Origin of the sequence: Klebsiella sp. 141203, assembly GCF_032601985.1 — a bacterium.
GTDB lineage: Bacteria > Pseudomonadota > Gammaproteobacteria > Enterobacterales > Enterobacteriaceae > Klebsiella > Klebsiella aerogenes.
In genome coordinates, this window is the sequence record NZ_JAQIRL010000019.1 from 1 (window position 1) to 445 (window position 445).

At 51.5% G+C, this 445-nt stretch carries 1 rRNA gene; it reads left to right on the top strand.

The annotated features are described in order from the left end of the window. Positions 1 to 406, top strand: a 16S ribosomal RNA gene (locus tag PGR29_RS24820); the annotation flags it as partial. Positions 407 to 445 lie beyond the last annotated feature (39 nt).

Genomic DNA, 445 nt, shown 5'->3' on the forward strand with positions numbered 1-445 from the left:
CGGCCGGGAACTCAAAGGAGACTGCCAGTGATAAACTGGAGGAAGGTGGGGATGACGTCAAGTCATCATGGCCCTTACGAGTAGGGCTACACACGTGCTACAATGGCATATACAAAGAGAAGCGACCTCGCGAGAGCAAGCGGACCTCATAAAGTATGTCGTAGTCCGGATTGGAGTCTGCAACTCGACTCCATGAAGTCGGAATCGCTAGTAATCGTAGATCAGAATGCTACGGTGAATACGTTCCCGGGCCTTGTACACACCGCCCGTCACACCATGGGAGTGGGTTGCAAAAGAAGTAGGTAGCTTAACCTTCGGGAGGGCGCTTACCACTTTGTGATTCATGACTGGGGTGAAGTCGTAACAAGGTAACCGTAGGGGAACCTGCGGTTGGATCACCTCCTTACCTTAAAGAACCTGCCTTTGTAGTGCTCACACAGATTGT